Source organism: Synechococcus sp. MIT2312, assembly GCF_059772315.1.
The window spans coordinates 1217806-1236373 of sequence record NZ_CM186281.1 but is presented as its reverse complement, the minus strand read 5'-3'; the positions used below and the strand labels follow the sequence as shown (position 1 = coordinate 1236373).

At 54.4% G+C, this 18568-nt stretch carries 20 protein-coding genes; 7 read left to right on the top strand and 13 right to left on the bottom strand.

All coding sequences use genetic code 11. The features are described 5' to 3' along the window. Window positions 1–91: 91 nt before the first annotated feature. Complete coding sequence (locus AC6EI9_RS07245; protein WP_498469809.1) at window positions 92–1579, bottom strand: PLP-dependent transferase; 1488 nt, start codon at window positions 1577–1579, stop codon at window positions 92–94. Further along, window positions 1576–2733, bottom strand: coding sequence for a trans-sulfuration enzyme family protein (locus AC6EI9_RS07240; RefSeq protein WP_498469808.1), 1158 nt, complete (start codon window positions 2731–2733; stop codon window positions 1576–1578). Before AC6EI9_RS07240 ends, AC6EI9_RS07245 begins: the two co-directional genes overlap by 4 nt. A 135-nt stretch (window positions 2734–2868) precedes the next feature. Between AC6EI9_RS07240 and AC6EI9_RS07235 the strand changes: the two genes are divergently transcribed. Beyond that, complete coding sequence (locus AC6EI9_RS07235; RefSeq protein ID WP_498469807.1) at window positions 2869–3075, top strand: hypothetical protein; 207 nt, start codon at window positions 2869–2871, stop codon at window positions 3073–3075. Between the two features lie 26 nt (window positions 3076–3101). On the opposite strand, the gene AC6EI9_RS07230 is transcribed toward AC6EI9_RS07235, so the two are convergent. The 5 genes from AC6EI9_RS07230 to AC6EI9_RS07210 form a co-directional block, all read right to left on the bottom strand. Further along, a complete protein-coding gene (locus AC6EI9_RS07230) occupies window positions 3102–6362 on the bottom strand; it encodes an efflux RND transporter permease subunit (RefSeq protein WP_498469806.1) in 3261 nt (1086 codons plus the stop codon). A gap of 4 nt (window positions 6363–6366) precedes the next feature. Then, complete coding sequence (locus AC6EI9_RS07225; protein ID WP_498469805.1) at window positions 6367–7545, bottom strand: efflux RND transporter periplasmic adaptor subunit; 1179 nt, start codon at window positions 7543–7545, stop codon at window positions 6367–6369. 61 nt (window positions 7546–7606) lie between these two features. Continuing rightward, window positions 7607–7960 (bottom strand): hypothetical protein, encoded by a 354-nt coding sequence (locus AC6EI9_RS07220; RefSeq protein WP_498469804.1) that lies wholly within the window; start codon window positions 7958–7960, stop codon window positions 7607–7609. Window positions 7961–8244: 284 nt separating this feature from the next. Then, the gene (locus AC6EI9_RS07215) at window positions 8245–8427 is read right to left on the bottom strand and encodes a hypothetical protein (RefSeq protein WP_498469803.1); all 183 of its coding nucleotides are present in this window, start codon (window positions 8425–8427) and stop codon (window positions 8245–8247) included. A gap of 434 nt (window positions 8428–8861) precedes the next feature. Next, the gene (locus tag AC6EI9_RS07210) at window positions 8862–9005 is read right to left on the bottom strand and encodes a hypothetical protein (protein WP_498469802.1); all 144 of its coding nucleotides are present in this window, start codon (window positions 9003–9005) and stop codon (window positions 8862–8864) included. 182 nt (window positions 9006–9187) lie between these two features. Here AC6EI9_RS07210 and AC6EI9_RS07205 point away from each other — a divergent pair, with 182 nt between their 5' ends. Further along, window positions 9188–9490, top strand: coding sequence for a hypothetical protein (locus tag AC6EI9_RS07205; protein ID WP_498469801.1), 303 nt, complete (start codon window positions 9188–9190; stop codon window positions 9488–9490). Window positions 9491–9629: 139 nt separating this feature from the next. Here the strand turns inward: AC6EI9_RS07205 and rpsD are convergent, their stop codons facing one another. Beyond that, complete coding sequence (gene rpsD / locus AC6EI9_RS07200) at window positions 9630–10238, bottom strand: 30S ribosomal protein S4 (RefSeq protein ID WP_498469800.1); 609 nt, start codon at window positions 10236–10238, stop codon at window positions 9630–9632. 74 nt (window positions 10239–10312) lie between these two features. On the opposite strand from rpsD, the gene yidD reads away from it, so the two are divergent. From yidD to AC6EI9_RS07185, 3 genes are read left to right on the top strand one after another with little or no spacing between them, the layout of a single operon-like run. After that, a complete protein-coding gene (gene yidD / locus AC6EI9_RS07195) occupies window positions 10313–10591 on the top strand; it encodes a membrane protein insertion efficiency factor YidD (RefSeq protein ID WP_498469799.1) in 279 nt (92 codons plus the stop codon). Beyond that, the gene (locus AC6EI9_RS07190) at window positions 10572–10880 is read left to right on the top strand and encodes a glutaredoxin family protein (RefSeq protein WP_498469798.1); all 309 of its coding nucleotides are present in this window, start codon (window positions 10572–10574) and stop codon (window positions 10878–10880) included. The genes yidD and AC6EI9_RS07190 overlap by 20 nt, the downstream gene beginning before the upstream one ends. A 26-nt stretch (window positions 10881–10906) precedes the next feature. Beyond that, on the top strand, window positions 10907–12412 hold the full coding sequence (locus AC6EI9_RS07185; RefSeq protein WP_498469797.1) for a UDP-N-acetylmuramoyl-L-alanyl-D-glutamate--2,6-diaminopimelate ligase: 1506 nt from the start codon (window positions 10907–10909) through the stop codon (window positions 12410–12412). 124 nt (window positions 12413–12536) lie between these two features. Here the strand turns inward: AC6EI9_RS07185 and AC6EI9_RS07180 are convergent, their stop codons facing one another. Continuing rightward, window positions 12537–13421 carry an alpha/beta fold hydrolase gene (locus tag AC6EI9_RS07180; RefSeq protein WP_498469796.1) on the bottom strand — a complete coding sequence of 295 codons (885 nt, stop codon included), beginning with the start codon at window positions 13419–13421 and terminating at the stop codon, window positions 12537–12539. A 33-nt stretch (window positions 13422–13454) separates the two neighbouring features. After that, window positions 13455–14657 (bottom strand): aminotransferase class V-fold PLP-dependent enzyme, encoded by a 1203-nt coding sequence (locus tag AC6EI9_RS07175; protein WP_498469795.1) that lies wholly within the window; start codon window positions 14655–14657, stop codon window positions 13455–13457. Between the two features lie 201 nt (window positions 14658–14858). Here AC6EI9_RS07175 and AC6EI9_RS07170 point away from each other — a divergent pair, with 201 nt between their 5' ends. Further along, complete coding sequence (locus AC6EI9_RS07170) at window positions 14859–15446, top strand: DUF4079 domain-containing protein (protein ID WP_498469961.1); 588 nt, start codon at window positions 14859–14861, stop codon at window positions 15444–15446. A 56-nt stretch (window positions 15447–15502) separates the two neighbouring features. Here the strand turns inward: AC6EI9_RS07170 and AC6EI9_RS07165 are convergent, their stop codons facing one another. Beyond that, entirely contained in the window at window positions 15503–15748 is a 246-nt protein-coding gene (locus AC6EI9_RS07165; RefSeq protein WP_498469794.1) for a NifU family protein, read from the bottom strand. Between the two features lie 90 nt (window positions 15749–15838). On the opposite strand from AC6EI9_RS07165, the gene AC6EI9_RS07160 reads away from it, so the two are divergent. Then, window positions 15839–17320 carry a malate:quinone oxidoreductase gene (locus tag AC6EI9_RS07160; protein ID WP_498469793.1) on the top strand — a complete coding sequence of 494 codons (1482 nt, stop codon included), beginning with the start codon at window positions 15839–15841 and terminating at the stop codon, window positions 17318–17320. Here the strand turns inward: AC6EI9_RS07160 and AC6EI9_RS07155 are convergent. Together AC6EI9_RS07155 and AC6EI9_RS07150 are read right to left on the bottom strand one after the other, a co-directional pair. After that, a complete protein-coding gene (locus AC6EI9_RS07155; RefSeq protein WP_498469792.1) occupies window positions 17309–17980 on the bottom strand; it encodes a TVP38/TMEM64 family protein in 672 nt (223 codons plus the stop codon). The two genes, AC6EI9_RS07160 and AC6EI9_RS07155, sit on opposite strands and share 12 nt — an antisense overlap. 192 nt (window positions 17981–18172) lie before the next feature. Further along, window positions 18173–18508, bottom strand: coding sequence for a DMT family transporter (locus AC6EI9_RS07150; RefSeq protein WP_498469791.1), 336 nt, complete (start codon window positions 18506–18508; stop codon window positions 18173–18175). Window positions 18509–18568: the final 60 nt, after the last annotated feature.

Genomic DNA, 18568 nt, shown 5'->3' with positions numbered 1-18568 from the left:
CTCTCACTCAGGTGCCTGGCTCTTAAGAGCTTGTTCAAACTCTGTCAATCCAGCAGGCAGCAACTTCGCCTTCATCAAGCCAGTTTTCCGCTCATGCCGAGTCCAGAGCCAGCAGGAATCGCTTCCAAAGATCCTGTTGCTCCTCAAGTCCCACGGAGACGCGCAGCAGATGGGATGGCACATCGCAGCCTTCCGCCCAGACCAGCTCGTCGTAATGAGCAAGAAGCACGTAGGGGCAGACCAGGGTGAAGGCGGTACCGAGACTTGGGCCCTTGCAGACCGCCAGTGCGTCGTAGACCTTCTGCGCCGAGCGAGTTCCTCCTTTCAGTTCAAAGGACAGCAGACAGCCATGGCCTGCACCCGGCCGCTGCAAAGCCTTGAAGTTCTCGCATTCACCCGGATGGAACACCTTCTCCACGGCGGGGTGGTCGCGGAGATGTTCAGCCAGGAACAGCGTGTTGCGATTGAGCCGATGCACCCGTTCGACCACGTCTTCACTGCCTTGGTCGAGGGCGATGACATCGCTGTCGGCAAGCTCCGCCAGTGGTTGCCGGCAGCGAGCTGATGCAGCGAGCTGATCTCTCCACGAGGAGTGGGGACTCAGCACCAGGCTTCCGGCCAGAACATCGCCACGGCCGGCGAAACTTTTGGTGAGTGAGCTGAAGACCAGATCGGCGTGGCGCAACGCGTCGATATTGACCCCAGATCCAATGGTGTCGTCGGCGATCACGGGGATGCCCTGCCGGTGGGCAAGACTGGCAATCGTTGGCAGATCAATGCAGCGCAGCAGGGGATTGCTAGGCAGCTCCACCACCACTGCCGACGGTTGCAGGCGCTCGAGAGCTGCGCCCACACTGGCTGCACTGTCCTCCAGCAGGAGTTCGGCTCCGTTGAACACCACCTGGGGCAGCTTGAGCACATCGACATAGGGGAAACCGATCTGCAACACGGGCCTGTTGGGCCGAATGGTCGAGATCAGTTGGAGTGCTCTGTGCAGAGCCGACATCCCTGAGGGGTGGAGGCTGATCGCATCTCGCTCGCAGCGATAAATCCGAGCCAGCCTCCCAATCACATTGCTGCGGGCATTCTCTGCTGCGGAACCGCAGTCGCTCTGCTCCTGACCAAGGGCGATGGCCGCCAGCCTGGAGGATGCTCCAAGGCCGGTGTGCTGCCAGAAAGCCTTCGCGGCAGGAGTGCTGGCTGGTTCGGCAATCAGGCAGGTCAGTTCACCGATTGCGCTGAGTTGCGTTTCTGCCGCAGGCCTTGTTCTGCGGCAGTGGGCGAGAGCGGCTTCTGCCGCCGAGCGGTTCGGATACGGCCAGCTGCTGGTTCCTTTGGAGAGGGTGAGGCCGGAGACCTGCAGCGAAAGCTTTGCCAACTGCGCCACAAGCGGATGTTGACCGAATCGCGGATAAACCGCCCGCAACGCTTCTCGGCAAGCGGGATCCTGCTCCTCATAAGCGATGACATCGCTCCATCGCGGCAGGGCGACCGAGACGGCATGGGTGGCATCAGGAAGAGGATGGCCGAGATCGCTGCCTTGCCAGCAGGGATCGTGCAGCAGGTCACGTGAACTCATCGGAGCAAGCAAAGTGCCTGTTCGAGATCCGCGAGCAGATCCGCGGCGTCTTCACAGCCCACGGACAGACGGATCAGGCCATCGCTGATGCCCAGTTTCTGCTTGACCTCTGTGGACACCGAAGCGTGCGTCATCGTGGCCGGGTGGCAGATCAGGCTTTCCACGCCTCCGAGGCTTTCGGCCATGGTGAACCACTGCAGCGCCTTGCACATGGCATAAGCCCGCTCGCGACTGGCTTCGACTCCAATCGTGACGATGGCGCCACCGCCACTCATCTGCTGCATCGCCAGCGAGTGTTGGGGGTGATCCGGGCGATGGGGATAGCGCACCCAATTCACCTGGGCATGGTGAGCGAGCTGATCAGCCAACGCGGCTGCGTTGGCCATCTGTTGTCTGAGCCGCAGAGGCAGGGTCTTGATGCCGCGTGTGATCAGCCAGCAATCAAACGGGGAAGGCTGCAGGCCCAAAGCTTTCTGGGCAAACACCATCTTTTGGTGCCAGGCCGGATCGTCGGTGCAGACCGCACCGCCGAGGGCATCGGAGTGTCCGTTGATGTATTTGGTCGTGCTGGTCAGTGAAAGGGTGGCCCCAAGCTGCAAGGGCCGTTGCACAAGGGCGGTGGCGAAGGTGTTATCCACCACCACGGGAACATCGACGGCCGCGGCTGCCGCGCAGACCTGTTTCAGGTTGATCACCTTGAGCAGCGGGTTGGTGGGACTCTCCAGCCAGACCATCGCGGGCTTTCGAGCCGCGATGCTGGAGACGGCCTCAGGTGATGTGAAATCCACCCACTCGGTGCGGACACCGAATTTGGCGAACACCTGTTCAAACAGCCGCACCGTGCAGCCGTAGAGGTTTTCCTCACAGAGCACCAGATCCCCTTGGCTGAGACCGGATGCAATCGCTGTGATCGCGCTCACTCCTGAGCCAAACACCGTGGCGTGGTTGCAGTGCTCAACCGAAGCGAGCACGCTCTCAAGGATGCGGAAGTTGGGATTGCCAGAGCGTGTGTAATCGAAACCACCGGAGTTGCCATGAGCAAACGTCGATGTGGAGTAAATCGGCGGCATCACCGTGCCCGTCCCATCCGCAAAGCTCTCACCGTGGTGAATCACCCGGGTGGCATCGGCTGGTGTTGGTGCTCGGCGCTGCAAGTGATGGCTGCGATCAGCTTTCAAAGCTAGGAAACTGGCTGTCCGTCGCCGCTAGCGTCGAGCCTGAAGTTGAGATCCGCAGCCTTGGCTGATACCTCAGTGCCACAGAGCCATAAGGATGAGTGGCGGGATCATGTGCTCAGCGAAATCGTTACCTTTCTGGGCGAAAATAAGCAGCAGATTCATGCTCGCTACCTGGAGCAGCGACAAGGGCAATTGTCCTGCGATGTGATCGAGCAGGAGGGACTGATGGATTTTGAGCTTGCCCTCACTTATCTGGAGGACAAACCGAAAGGTTTCGGATTGGGGCTTGGCTTTTTCAAGGCAAACCTGATCCGTTGAGATGGAATAGCAACCAATCTAGGTTGTTACGACTCAGTCGTGGAAAATCTTTTTTTCAATGCCACGTACAACGTGGGCACAATGAAGAGACTCGTTAACGATGCCATGAAATAACCACCAAACAGAACTGTTCCGATCGATCGTTGTGCCAATCCACCCGCACCAGTCGCCGACATCAAAGGCAAGAAGCCTGCCAGCGCGGCAATCGATGTCATCAAGATTGGGCGTAGACGTCTGGAGGCCGCCTGTTGAATGGCGTCGGCGAGCTGGAATCCTCTGTTTTTGTATTGATTAGCCAGGGCAATAATCAATATGCCATTTTTTGCGGCCAGGCTGATCAAAGCGATGAAGGCGAATTCCGCGAAAACATTTAGGTCTATTCTGTTTACGGCTAAAAACAGGAACGAGCTGGTGAAAGCAATTGGAATTGAAGAAATTAAAATAATTGGATCAATAAAACTGTTGAATTGTGTGCACAGGATGAGGTAGGCCATCACCAGTCCTGCAACTAAAGCATTCACAAGCAGTGATTTGGCTTGTACTTCTGTACGTGCCAATCCTGCCCAGTTTTGACTGATTTTTGCGAAGTCCAAACCTCTAAAGTTTGACCGCAATTGATTAATTGCCTGGCCGTTGCTGGTGAAGGGAGACGGTTGAGCCTGAATGGGGATAGCCCTTTTAAGATTAAAATGGTTAATCACATTGGGAGAATCAACTCTTTTGATCGCGATGACTTCTGATAAAGGAACGAAGTTACCTTCTCTAGAAGGAATATAAATTTCGTTCAGAGAGCTTTGGAGTTCTGTTTGATTACTTTGTGCCTGCACATAAATCTGACGATATTGGCCTCTCTCATATGTACTGTTAACAAAGTTACCTCCATAGAGAGCGCTGACTTCATTCATAGCAACTTTATAATCAACGCCAAGGGATGCCATTTTTCGTCTATCGGGCTCAAGGCGTAGAGCATTCGAATGGAGATCTGAAGGAGTGTCCACGGAGCTGAATTGACGATCCTCTTGACTTCGCTTGATGAATGAGTGTGCGATGGTTGATAAATCATTGAAGCTGTAGCCACGGTTGCTTTCATCAACGAGATAACTATGGATACCTCCTTCTACACTGAATCCAGGGACTGCCGGAGGCGGCACTGCCATAACCTCAGCATTCGGAATGGCCTTAAATTCTTGATTTAGATTTTTAAGAATCGTCGAGGCATTGTCTGAACTCTTTGTGCGTTCATTGAAAGGTTTCAGACCGAAGAAGAACACGCCTTGGTTGGGAGAAGAGCCATGGAAGCCTGTACCACCCACCAATGCTCCATCAACAATTTCAGGTTCACTCGCTAGTATTTTTTGAGCTTGATCTGCAACGTTCATCGTTGCCTGAAGGGAAGCATCACCTGATAATCGAATAGTTCCTAGTCCATACCCCTGATCTTGGTCGGGAATAAAACTTTTTGGGTAATATCCTACGAATATCATCATCACGATCAAGCTCAATGAAATGATCGCAAAAGTCAGGCGACTTTTCACCATAAACTTTCTAAGGGCTATGTTATAGGCGTGAGAGACTTTGGCAACGAAGCGATTAATTAAATCAAAGATTGACTGCTGGTACCATCCAATCAGAATGCCAATCGTCGTGTAGATCAAAACCGGAGCCAGTTGATACGAAAATAACCCTGCTATTAGGCCGATGACTCCACAAATCTGCGCAGCGCGCTGCCTTGAAAAAGTACTTTTTTCTTTTTTAAGTAGAATTGAACATTGCAAAGGTTTTCCCGTAATCGCATTGAATGTGCTTACAACAATGCAAAAAATAACTGTTATTGAAATCCCTCTGAAGATGACTCCTGTTGGCCCTGAAATCAAGATGGCGGGCAAAAATACAGCGATTAATGCAAAGGCCGTTGCAATAATAGGAGACTCTAATTCTGTCATTGCCTCCTTTGCAGCATTTTTAGGATCAGCTCCAGCATCAATTTTTGCTGAAATTGCTTCGACAACGATGATTGCGTCGTCAACGACCAATCCGGTTGCAAGGCTGAATCCGATTAACGTTAAGCTATCAATGGCAAACGAAAAAAGGTTCGTAAGTGCTACAGCACCTAGGAGTGATACTGGTAAGGCAATTAACGGTATCAGTGTAGATCGCCAGTCTTGCAGAAATATAAAAATGACAAGAATAACCAAAATGGCTGCATCTCTCAGATTTTTTTGCGCACCCTCGAGTGAGCTTTTTACAAAATCAGCCTGATCAAATATCTTTTGAATGACAATCCCTGGAGGAGGGGATGAGCTCACCTTGCTGATATATTCGTTGATTCTTTTTGAAGTATTGACTGTGTTGTAGCCGGGTTGCTTGATAATTCCAAATGATAATGATGGCGTGCCGTTGCTGCTGTCAATTGACTGCTCGCTAATGCTCTCAAGCGAATACTCAACATAGCCAACATCGCTTAAATAGACCATTTCGTCACCACTTGATGTGCTTTGCTGGTCAAATGACTGGTCACCGGCCTTCACAATGAGCTGATTTAATTCTTCAACTCCTTCAAGATTGCCATCAATTAATAATGGCATTGTCGTGTCGACTTCACTCGTAAATGGAGGCCCTCCGATCAATCCCCCTTTCAGAATTTGATTCTGATTTTCGAGTGATTGAATAACATCGGCGACCGCTAAGTCGTATCGTTTGAGTTTCTGCGGATCAAGCCAAAGCCTATAGGCTGGCTTTGAGCCGCCAAGTAAAATGACCTGACCAACACCCTTCAAGTTGGTCAAACTATCTGAGATTTCTAAATCATAAAATCCATTTAAGTAGTTTGTGTCATATGATTTATCTCTCATCTCAATGTTATAGACTTGCAAATAGCTCAATTCTGACTCTTTAACTGTGGCACCTTGAGCTGATACTTCTTCTGGTAGCTCTGCCATTGCAGTTTGCACACTATTTAAAACATTGACCTGATTTTTGGCGACATCAGTGTTGGACTCAAATACTGCGCGGATTGTGCTGACGCCGTTGCTGCTGCTGTTTGACAACAGGTAGTCCAACCCTGGAACGCTATTAATTTGCCTTTCCAAAGGAGTCGTTACTGATTTTTCAACAATCTCCGCCCTGGCACCTGGATAGACGGCTATCACCTCAATCGTTGGTGGTGCGATATTGGGGATGCTCTCGATCGGTAGATTTGAGACTGAAAATAACCCCGATAAAATTATAAACAGACTCAGTACTGCGCTTAGTACAGGGCGATCAATAAAGTAATTTGCAATTTTCATCGTACTAGTTAATGGGCGTTCCGTTGCCTAGTAAGTGCTGATTTTTTGCCACTATTTTGTCTCCAGCTTTGAGACCAGATAGAACTTCTGATTCACCTTTCCCGTGAGAAACAACTTTAATGGGTGTTTGTATGGCGATTAACCCTTTGAACCCTTGTCTCGTTTTGATTTGACGGTTCAAGAGTTTTTGAGCTTCTTCAACGCCCACTGCTTTGAACACAAAGGATTGTCCAGCACTGCGAAAGATAGAATAGGTTGGTATTAATAGGCCATTTCGAGATATACTCTCTATCTTGACTGTGACTTTTTCATGATGCTTCAATTTGCGTTCGTTGTTAGCAAACAATGCTTTGACAAGAAACGTTTGGGTGCCCTTGTTGATGGAGGGGCTGATGAAGCTAATGCGCCCTTCTCCAATTTTAAGACCTTTCTGGCTTGAGTAAAGATCAACGGACTTATTGATTTGTATGATGTTTGATAATGAAACTGGAATACTCACTCTCGCTTCCAATACTGAGTTGTCGATAATGTTAAAGATGGGTTCTCCAATGCTTGTGATGCTTCCTTGTTTGATATCTATTGATGTCACAGTTCCCTTGATTGGAGCGTTGATGATCTTGTACCCCTGCATTGCGTTGAATGATTCTTCCAATGCCTGACTGCTTTCAGCTCTAGTGATATATTCGTCTCTCATCTTTTCCGAAACAGCACCCTGTTGATTGAGGAATTCATATCTTCTGGCATTTTTAGCATCAAGCCTGGCTTTTGCTATTTGAGCTTCCTTTAATTTCTTCTCATTCATCTGCTCAAGTGTATAAAGGAGTTGTCCTTTTTGAACTAGAGCACCTTCTTTGACATCGATAGATCGTATTCTGCCAACAACTTGTGCGGCTAATCTGACGTTGTCTTTTGCTTCTAGTGTGCTTTGGAAGGAGTAGGTCTTGTTCGTCGGCTTCGTGAGGACTGTCGTGAGCCCAACATTGTTTATAACGGCTTCAGGGTTTCCAGGTGCGCATCCTGCGACAAGCGAGATCGATGTAATTACTAGAAAAGGCTTGCGAATTAAAGACCTCATTCGTGTGGCCTGATTGTTTAACTTTAACTTAGCAATATCATTTGGTTTGTCAATGTTGATTCGTCTTCGTGACGATGTCCTTCGGATTTTGATGGTTGTGTCTTGCACCTCATAGATTAATCGACCTTTAGTGGCATATGATCTGGTGATTTCTTGAGTAACTGATCAGTTACTGGCAATTCCATTCCGAGAGAATGCCCCAAACATCTTGCCCTTTTGCTGCCAGATATTGGTTGTAGGAGTACCCGGCCCTTGGGCTAAAAGGGGATAAAAGTTTTCCCTGAATATATTGTATTTGGCCCAATGTCTGCTCTTTGTTTTTCACGAGCTGCCATGCTGTGCCAATGCTGTTGCCAGGCCCCCAGCCCTTGGCAGGAGGACTGGTTGGGGACGGCTTCGCCAGGACTTTCGTGGAGCCATTATTGGGTGAGCAGATGACAGGCTTGCTGTGCGCCGGATGCAATGCGATGAATGTGGGCGAGAGTGCTAGCCACAGCACAAGCTGATTGATCGTTTTGTGCATGATATTCGGAGATTGAAGCATATTCTAATCGCTGCTTTGTTGGCTGCCAAAGTGACTGAAAACATCTGCTTAAACATCCTTTTTGCGGTCAATCATTGGCTTGTGTTTTTGCACCGTCACGACATTTTTGTCACAATGCCATCCGATCTCACTCATCGAGTGTTTTCTCGCTTGATTCAACGCATTGTTGGTCGCTTGGCCTCTCTGTGCTGCCTGAATCACAGCTTCAAGCTCTTCGTTCGTATGCCGTGACTACTGTCGATCAGGATATTCCGTTCCTCGGCTCAGCGTTTTTCATTGGCTTTGTTATCAAACATCCATTCCATCATTCCTTTGCTGTCGTTTTTCAGGGAGACAATCCCGAAGCTCACTAGAAATAACAGCGAGACAGCGATGAGAACAGCGGCGCTAATTTCGCTGATTTCGAGATTGCCGAGCGACAGAGTCAGCAGTACTGGGCAAGTCATTCAGTTGTTTCGCTTCTTCCTTCTCTCGGCACTGGACCAAGAACTAAGAGCATTTTTTCGTCTGGAAAAATCTGATCACCAGCTAGCAGCGACATCAACCAACTCAGCATTTTATTCGACCATGTTTTGCAAGGCTAGCTCTAGCTGTTGAGTCGGAGTTTGTCTGTTTTGACCGCTTATCAACACTCAATATCGTTGTATCCGATTTACTGATTCTCAGACACTTTTGCGATCCGCTGTTCTCGATTGCCACGGTTCGATCTTCGACTCTGATGCTTGGAGCGCACAGAGGGGATCTCTTGGATGAACCTCGATCCACAGCAAAAGGGGCCGGATAAATCCGACCCCAACCACCTGCATCGTTCTGATAATGGCAATGACCATGCTCTTCGCAGGCAGCTCTTAACGTCTTGAGACCAATTCGGTCATGAGCGTCAGGACTGAGTTTCGGCGTCCTGCTTCTGCTCTGTGATCAGGGCATCCGCCGAGCTCTGGCTGCGCTGGCAGCCGCCCGAGCCTGCGAATGCAGGAGCTGTGATCAGAAGTGTTGCGTAGAGAAGGGTTGAGAGACGAAGCATCGCCGAGACAGCATTTCCGGGATCCTGGCGAAGGCCCGATGCGATCGTGAGCCAACTTCAATGGCATCACGACGTCAATTCAACATTGAGGCACAAGAATTGTGTTCAATTCATCGCCAAGCTCTGGGTGATCCCAAAGCTCGTCTGTTGCTTACTGGCTTAAAAATGCTGGCTGACGCACAGTGCATTCATCACAGGGTGCGACCGTGTTTTGTATTCAACGGCTTTCTGACAAAGGCTGGGCCTGCATTGCAGAAAACCTCAATTTGTTGGAAGCCAGGGCGAAAGCAACACTTTGGTCTCAAGAGCATGGCGCTGCGTTTCGGGTGCTGAGTGATGATCAATCCGACATGCAGTTCCTCTGCCGCGATGGAGTGATTCTGGTTGATCTGTCTGAACCGGCGGATCTGGCTGCCGCCCTTGAGGGTCAGCCTTCTGTCTTGATGGAGGACATCTCCTGGAAAATTCTCGCGGAGGCCAACTGAAGCCTCACGTTGTGCCTGCCCTTCTGGGCTGGCCGCGTGAACGCATCGCCGACCCGTTGGTTTCGACATGAAAAACCCCGCTCCGGAAAGACCGTGCGGGGACTGCACAACTGCAATGCGGTGAGATTAGAGGCAGGCCTCAGACCTTGCGGGAGTAGTACTCCACCACCAGTAGTTCATTGATCTCCAGAGCGACCCATTCGCGTTCGCACTTGTTGATCACTTTGGCGCTGAGTTTTGCTTTGTCGAGCTCCAGGTGAGGCGGCACGTTGGCGAGGCCCGGGAATTCCAGGTTGCCTTCAGCCAGTTTCTTGCTGCCCTTGCGCTCGCGCACGGCGATCACATCACCGGCCTTGCACTGGTAGCTGGCGATGTCGGTGACGCGGCCGTTCACAGTGACATGGCCATGGTTCACCAGCTGGCGGGCGCCAGGCACTGTGGGGCCAAATCCGAGACGGAAGCAGACGTTGTCGAGACGGTTCTCGAGAAGTTTGAGCAGGTTGGTTCCTGTGGAACCGTCCTGAGCGCGCGCTTTTTTCACGTAGCGCACGAGTTGACGTTCTGAGACGCCGTAGTTGAAGCGAAGCTTTTGCTTCTCCTCAAGGCGGATCGCGTATTCAGAGCGCTTGCGACGGGCTTGGCCGTGCTGACCGGGTGGATAGGACCGCTTTGCGGCCTTCCGGGTGAGACCAGGGAGGTCTCCCAAGCGCCGCGTGATCCTCAGGCGAGGGCCGCGGTAACGAGACATAGATGTAGAAGGTGTTGGACCATTCACGCGTGCGAAACGCCATGCTGGACTTGAAGTCAGCCTTGCGTTGTTGCATGCGCGAACCACGCATCCTATCTGTCGGCTTCCTGGCCAGTGTTGGGGAGGCTTTCAGTCGGGCCGTGGCTCAGCTGATGATCGCGGTGATCGGTTTTTATCGAAGCTGGTTTTCGCCCTTCCTCGGCCCTCGTTGTCGCTTCATCCCCAGCTGCAGTGCCTATGGCCTGGAAGCGATTCAGCGCCATGGACCCTGGCGCGGTGGCTGGCTCACTCTGCGCCGGATCTGTCGCTGTCATCCCTTTACCCCCTGTGGCTGTGATCCAGTCCCCGATTGAGCCCCTGCGGCTGACCTTGTTCAGTCGACAGGGCTGCTGTCTTTGCGAAGGGTTGGAGCAACGTCTGCACGATCTTGATCTCAGTCGTTTGGAGCCACCGCTGAGCTTGGAGGTCATTGATATCGATGCTGCGGGGATTGAGCCAGAGCTTCGGACTCGGTACGACCTTGAAGTGCCTGTTTTGGCGCTGCAGGGGAAACCCCTGCCACGGGTGTCTCCTCGCCTGAGCGGAGAGGGACTGTTCAATTGGTTGCAACGGCTCTGCTCCACCATCGCCGTATCGGACTAGAACGGCCTCAGCTTTAGGGGCTGGTGATGACGCAGATGCTCCATTCGCTGCTGAACGCAGTGCTGCTGCCTGTGCCGGCTGAACTGCCCAACCCGGCGGTCACGTCCATCACTTGTGATTCCCGCAGTGTCGGCCAGGGTTGCGTCTTCATCGGTCTCCCCGGTGAGCGGGTGGATGGGGGCTGTTTTTGGCCGCAGGCTCTGAAGGACGGCGCCGTGGCCGCGCTGATCGGGGAGCAAGCAGCGCAGTCGCATCCGCCCTCCGCCCAGGATCCCGTTCTGGTGATTCCTGAGCCCGTGTCTCATTGGGCGGGTGAGCTGGCTGCCGCGTTCTGGCAACAGCCCTCTTTGCGCATGCAGTTGATCGGTGTGACTGGCACCAATGGCAAAACCACCACAACCCATTTGATCGAACATCTCAGCCTGGAGTGCGGTCGCCAGTCCGCACTGTTCGGAACACTGGTCAACCGTTGGCCCGGACACAGCCTCACGTCCACCCACACCACGGCGGTTGCGGATCGGCTGCAGGCCCAGCTCGCAGAAGCGTTGAATCAGGGCACCCAGGTGGCGGCCATGGAGGTCAGTTCCCATGCTCTGGATCAACAACGGGTCGCCGGTTGTCGTTTTTCCTCCGCTGTGTTCACCAACCTCACGCAGGATCATCTCGACTACCACGCATCAATGGAGGCCTATTTCGAAGCGAAAGCGCGCCTGTTTGCCAATCCCTTCCTGACTGGTGAAGGCCCTCGAGCGGTGGTGAATGTTGACGATGCTTGGGGACGTCGACTGGCTGATCGTCTTGGTGATCGTTGCTGGCGCTGCAGTCTCGACGAGGCGGCCGATCTCAGCATGCGTGATCTTGTGATGACATCGAACGGTGTGCAGGGAATGCTGCTCACTCCCCGTGGCGAAGGACGTTTCCATTCGCCTCTGGTGGGTCGCTTCAATCTGATGAATGTGATGCAGGCCGTCGGCTCCCTGCTCCAGCAGGACTTACCACTGCCTCCGTTGTTGGAGGCCCTTCCGAAGTTCCGTGGAGTGCCTGGTCGCATGGAGCGAGTTCTGCCCTCCAGCTCTCCCACGGATCAGCTCCCCGCCGTCGTTGTGGATTACGCCCATACCCCGGATGGCCTGCGAAGCGCACTCCAGGCCAGCCGCCCCTTTGTGAATGGACGCCTGGTGTGCGTGTTTGGCTGCGGTGGAGACCGCGACCGGGGCAAGCGTCCTCAGATGGCCTCGATCGCTGCAGAACTGGCTGATCGCGTTGTGGTCACATCCGACAATCCTCGGACTGAGGATCCACAGCGCATTCTCGACGATGTGGTGGCTGGCCTTTCTTCAGGCATCGACTACCAGGTGGAAGCCGACCGAGCGCTCGCGATCGCTCAGGCCGTTGCTCAGGCAGGTCCCGGCGATCTTGTCTTGATCGCCGGCAAAGGGCATGAGGATTACCAGATTGTCGGCACTGAAAAGCTGCACTTCGATGACCGAGAAGAAGCAGAGCGAGCGCTCAATCAACGCTTCGATGCCTGAAAAGGGTTGTCGTTCAGGATCATCTTTTGATCAGAAATCTGTTCGATGATGACCAGTCAAAATATGACGATGATGATTGGTTTTGATGCTTGGTCTTTCTCAAAATCTATCGATCTTCTTTTGATCACTGTGATGCTATTTTCACGAGCTTGTCCACTTGATTGCAGATGAGTTTGGGATGCTCAATCTGTATGAAGTGACCGCCATCAGCTTTGACTATGGCGCTGTTGGGATTCTGGTTTAGCCATTGCTTTTGCAGGCTGTGCCAATCCCCCTTGATTGGAGCACTGGTGTTCATTTCAGCCGATGAAATGATGGTGACTGGAAATGTGCTACTCATCGGAGGCAGCTCTGCCACTTGCTTCATGGTCTTCTGAAATCCTTTCTGTTGGTAAAACCCATCGGCTGTTATTCCATTGTTTTGGCTTTGTATTGAAACGCCGTATAGCTTGTAGGCTGCTCTGCTTGGCATTTCTCCAATGGTTGTGAGGGCGACGTTGAATTGTTTTTGAATCCTGTCTGAATACAGGAAATTGCTCGGCACCGGATCAATCATCAGCATGCCAGCGACTAAGTCAGGATATTTGCGTGCAAAATATCCTGCATAGAGTCCGCCGTAGGAGTGTGAAACAAGAATGTAGGGTGATTTGATCCGATTCCTTTCGAGAAGTTGGGTGAGTTTCGAGTTAACGAGCTCCGCTGTGATCGGATTCGCGGTAGAGACGCTGAAATCTGGTGAGCTTTTGCCAAGCCCACTTCTGTCATACATGAACAGATTGCCCAGTTGTTTGATGCAATCAAAGAGCGTTTGATTCGCAGACCATGCTTCCAATGATGACCCTGTTCCATTCTGAAAGATAATGGTCCCTTTGAATTTTGAACGGGGATTTGGGTAGTGCTGAAAATGTAAAAGACTGCCGTCAATTTCTGTGAAATTGACCTGCGCAGAAGCCTGAAAGGCCCAGAAATAAAACGTTAGAACGATGAGAGCTTGGAGTGTCTTTTTCATGCCTTTTCAGGGCTCGTTTTCGGGCGCTTTTGCTTAGCTGCCCATCGCTGACAGCATCCGAATCTGATTGGTGAGTTGTGCGATGTCGGTCTGACTGGTGCAGACATGGGTGCAGGCGCGCAGGCAGATCGGATCTGCCAAATCACGGATCCAAAGTTGTTGTCCGCCGAGGGCCTTCACCAGCTCGGCTGGTGTGGCACTCGTTGCCTCAGGGTGCATCTGAAAACTCACGAGACCGGCCGGTGGTGGGCCGGCGAGCAGCGGTGAAACTCCAGGGATCGACTGCAGATCTCTCCAGAGCTGTTCGCTCAGAGATCGGATGCGTTTGATTCGTTCTTCGCTGGAACCTTCCTGCTCCAGCAGGTCAAGAGAGCAGCGCAGGCCAGCCATCAGTGGCACGCAGCTGGTGGCCACCTCGAAGCGACGGCTGTCGTGATGGAAGGGGTCTGGATCATCAGCCACAGCTCGCGTTTCATCCTGAAGGCTGCGCCAGCCGATCACGGTGGGATGGGCCTCCGAGAGCACACGCTCTGAGATCGCGACCCCGCCCAGCCCTTCCGGACCGCAGGCCCATTTGTGCCCAGTAAAGGCATAGATATCGGCTGCTGCTGCCGCCTCTGCAACAGGGATCTGGCCGACGCTCTGTGCAGCATCCACAAGCAGGAACGGCTGTGCCGGGTGCTGCTGCAGTTGTGCCGCCACTGCTGCAATCGGCATCTGCTGACCGGTGTTCCAGAGCAGATGCGACAGCACCACGATGCGGGTCCTGCTGGTGAGATGCTCTGCCAGAGCTGCCAGCACCTCGTAATCGGTGCTGGCCTGATCCTCGCGGCCGAGTCTGCATTGCTTCACCGGCAGCGTGTGGACCTGAAGCTGGCGGCGACGAGCCAGCTCGTGACAGGCCGCGACGACGCCGGGGTGCTCGCAGTCGCTGATCAGAATGTGGTCGCCATCGTCGAGGGGCAGGCCCCAGAGTGGCAACACACACCCCGTGGTCACGTTCTCGCTGAGAGCGAGCCGATGCGCTGGCACATTGCACAACCGGGCCAGGCGGCCTCGGGTGTTGTTCACTTCGGCGCTGATGTAGGGCCAGATGTCCGTGGTGAAGGGGCCGAGCTCCTGGATGCGTTTCCAGCTGGTGGTGATGGCATCCAGCGAGGGTGTTGGCAGCGGCCCCTGCCCGCCGTAGTTGAAGTAGGTCTTATTGGCCAGTGCGGGGCAGAGTTCTCTCAGCATTGGGGATCGCAACCTGATCTCATGATCGCCCCTCAGTTCGTGCATTGCTGCGTTCCCAGGCGGCTTCTGGTGAGGTTGCACTGAGTGCTCCACCAGGCAGCTTCGAACGGGTTCGTGTCGAAGTTCAAGACATGGCTCTGCTGAGGAGTGTTCAGCCAAGCCATGGCTACGTTGCGTTTGCTCGTTGGGTTGGTATCACCGATGGCGCTGGTGGACTGGCTCTGGATCCTCCACCCGGTGTTGGCGGTGGTGTTGATCTATCCCCTCACCGGGATCGTGGTGCGACTGGCGATGCAGACACGATCTCGGCGATTGAAGACCGCAAAACCGCCTCCGACGGTGGGGCGCGACCACAGTGATCTCGGTCGCTGGCTGGCCGCAGCTGTCGTCGGTCTCGTGATCGTTGCACTCACCGTGGTTATCGCAACGCATGGGCCGCTGAATCAGTTCCAAGGAGGCTTCGCTCGTGCCGGCACGCTGCTGCTGGTTCTGATCGGAACCCTGCTCAGCCTGGGCGCGCTGTGGATTGCGAAGGCAGCTCGCCTGCGGCTGGCGTTTGCTCTGATCACCTGGGCTGGTGTTCTTGGTCTGGGTGCTCAGCCGGAGATTTTGCGCGATCTGCGCCTGCGCCGACTGCATGTCACCGCCAATCTGCTTGCGGCAGTGTTGTTCGTGGCGCAGGGCATCACCGGCACCCGCGATCTGTTGGAGATTCCACTGAGCTGGCAGAAGTCAACCATCTATGCCTGCAATTTCGAGCTCCGCACCTGTCCGCCGCCGGCACAGTGACAGCGAGAAGTGAAGAGATTGGCTGTGAATTGAGCTTGTCGACGGCTCAGTCGAAATCAGAGCACCTGAACCACTTCACTCACTTCAGGAATGCATTCGCGCATCTTGCGCTCGATTCCCATTTTCAGCGTCATGGTGCTGCTGGGGCAGCTGCCGCAAGCACCCTGCAACCGCACTTTGACCACCGGGCCGTCGATTTCCACCACTTCCACGTTGCCGCCATCGGCCATCAGGAATGGGCGCAGCTCATCGAGCACTTTTTCCACGTTTTCAGTGGTGAGCGGCATCGTTTCGGTGCTCATGGCCGGATGGGGGTGAGTGCTTCCGCTCAGCGTAGGCAGGCATGTGTCCAGATTGGTTCATACCCTTGAGAAGCAGGATCACCCGACGCGATGGATCGTTACGACGCCGTGCTGGTGGGTGCGGGAATGATGAGTTCCACCCTGGCTGCGTTGCTGCATGCTCTCGATCCGGAGATGCGCCTGCTGCTGGTAGAGCGTCTCGAGGCGCCGGCTCTGGAGAGCAGTGCTGCGGTCAACAACGCCGGCACAGGCCATGCCGCCAATTGTGAGCTCAATTACACCCCTCAGCAGGCTGATGGAACGGTGTCGACCGCGAAGGCCGTGGCCATCAATGCCGGGTTCGAAACCAGCTTGGAGTTCTGGGCCTCCCTCACAGCACAGGGGATTCTTGATCCAGGCAGCTTTCTTCACCAGGTGCCCCACCTCAGTTTTGTCTGGGGACAGGAGGATGTGGCGTTTCTTCAGCAGCGGCATCGTCAGTTGAGTGCCCTGCCGGCCTTCGCCGCCATGCAGTGGAGCACGGATGCCGGGCAGATCGGCGACTGGATGCCTCTGGTGATGGGAGGGCGTCGCCCTGATCAACTGATTGCAGCCACCCGCATCGAGCGTGGACTCGATCTTGACTTCGGCGCTCTGACCAGAGCACTGCTGCTGCCGTTGCAGACAGCGGGTGCTCTTGAGGTGATGTACGGCACGTCGGTGCAGGGACTCAAGCGTCTGCTGACGGAGTCGATGAGCTGCTGCGACTGGCAGCTTGAGCTGCGCGGGCCGTCGGGCCGTCGCAAGGTGCAGGCGCCGTTCGTGTTTCTCGGCGCTGGTGGTGGTGCCCTGCCACTGCTGCAGAGCAGTGGCATTCCTGAGGCCGCCGACTATGCCGGCTTCCCTGTGAGTGGTCAGTGGCTGGTGTGCGGTGAGCCCGCTTTGGTGGAACGACACCACGCCAAGGTGTACGGCAAGGCGAAGGTGGGCGCGCCGCCGATGTCGGTGCCCCATCTCGACACCCGCTGGATCGACGGCAAGCGTTCTCTGCTGTTCGGTCCTTATGCAGGATTCAGCAGCAAATTTCTCAAGACCGGTTCGTTGTTGGATCTGCCGCTGTCGGTACGTCCCACCAACCTGCTGCCGATGCTGCAGGTGGGAGTTCACAATCTGCCTCTCGTGAAATATCTGATCAATCAGCTGCGCCAGAGCGAAGCCGATCGGATGGAGGCTTTGCGCGCTTTCCTACCAGAGGCTGATGCAGATCACTGGCGCCTGTCGGTGGCCGGGCAGCGGGTCCAGATCATCAAACGCACGTCTGATGGCGGTCGCCTGCAGATGGGAACGGAAGTGGTGAGTGCAGCGGATGGATCCCTGGCCGCGCTGCTTGGAGCGTCTCCTGGGGCCAGCACCTCCGTGCAGATCATGGTGGAGGTGCTGGAGCGTTGCTTTGCCTCAAAACTGGCCACGCAGGCCTGGCAAGAGCGCCTGCAGCAACTGATTCCCAGCTATGGCCGGGATCTCAACAGCGATGCAGAGCTCTTGACGCGGACCAGGGAACGCAGTGACGCGTTGCTGGGCTTAGCTGCCTGAGCCTGCCTGCTGGCGCGTGCGTTTCTTGACCCAGCCTGCGATGACAGCCAGGCCAAACACTCCAAAGACAGCCGCGCCGATCAGCAGTTTGCTGTTGTTGTCGCTGAAGATTCCGGCGCCAAGAGCCACGATTGGAGCGTCACTCAGAATCACGCTGAACAGCAACGGCAGGATGAAGGCTCGCCAGCGAGTCCCTCCCAGCCCGACTGCGTAGCAGACGAAATCAAACAGCCCTGTCATCAGCAGCCCACTGAGAAGAAAGGGATTGCCTTCCAGTTGATTGCGATTGAATCCTTCGATGATGCCCATTGCCCGATCTCCCACAAGCTTCCGGACAGGGTCTCGCCCGTAGTTACGCGCCAGGAGAAAGGCTGCCTGGCAGAAGATCAGATCGGCCACCACGATTGTGATGAAGCCTGTGCGAAAGCCAAGAACGGCTCCGGCGACCAGTGAAAAAACCGTACTGGGCAGAGCTGGCAGCACGATGCTGACGCCACGCAGCGCAAACAGCGCCAGGGGCCCCCAGATCCCGAGGGTCTTCACCTGAAGTTCGATTTCCTCCCGGGTTGGCCAGAGGCCATTCGCCCGGATGATCTGAAACAGCACGGCAAGCCCTGCAATCACAGCTGCAATCAGCAGGAATCGGCGAAAGCGAGGCACAGGCAGGGAGGTTCAGCGTGCTGACGACCTTCCCATATCGATGTGATCTCCTGCGACTACTGGTATCAGTTGATATGGGCAGGCTGTTGTAGATCAGAGGCCCGGATGGCATCCGCCACCGCTGCGCCGGTGGATGCGAAGGGTTGGTTGTGGCTGGTCTTGCTTGAGCTAACGCTGGAGTTTCGAGCTCAGCTAGGCGTGCCCGGCGCTACCGCTGAGATTCACGGTGATGACACCGGCTGTAATCAGGGCCATGCCAACAAGCTGCCCATGGGTGGGCACTTGTCGGTAAAGCAGCAGGCCGATCAGCACGATGGCCACGATGCCGATTCCACTCCAGAGGGCATAGGTGAGGCCCATCGGCAGCACCTGCACCACCCGTGACATCAACGTCATCGAAATGGCATAAGCCGACAGCACAATCAACGTGGGGACAGGTCTGCTGAAGCCCTGCGACAGCTTGAGGCAGGAGGTGCCGATCACTTCAGCGGCGATCGCCAGCAACAGCAGGACCCAGGGCGAATTCATCGGTGTACAAACCAGAGGGTTGATCCATTCAACAAAACGTTGGTTTCTGCAGCCTCTGAT